The organism is Halorubrum sp. SS7 (genome assembly GCF_005435055.1).
In the GTDB taxonomy this organism is placed as follows: Archaea; Halobacteriota; Halobacteria; order Halobacteriales; family Haloferacaceae; genus Halorubrum; species Halorubrum salinarum.
On the sequence record NZ_SGXV01000584.1, the window covers coordinates 1 to 246 of the forward strand.

A 246-nucleotide genomic window follows, 5' to 3' on the forward strand; every position below is an offset into this window, starting at 1 on the left:
GGCGAGCAGCTCCATGCCGGGTCGGTAGACGTAGTTGAGCCGGAGGATCGACATCGTGCGCCGGAAGTACGAGTAGGATGCGTCCTCGACGCGCTCGCTCTCGTGGGCTTCGGTGTTGGAGGTCTTCACCAACTCGACGCCGGAGAGCGCGTTCTCGAGGGCGGTGTTGAGGTCGCCGACGACCGATCGCTGGGCGGTGTACCGCGGCTCCACGGCGCGCATGAACCAGAGCGTGAAGAGGAACAT

Annotated in this window: 1 protein-coding gene; it reads right to left on the reverse strand. The window is 65.0% G+C overall.

Translation table 11 applies throughout. The features are described 5' to 3' along the window. Nucleotides 1-246 (reverse strand): ABC transporter transmembrane domain-containing protein (locus EXE44_RS19235; protein ID WP_137718126.1); only part of this gene is annotated, 246 nt, incomplete at both ends.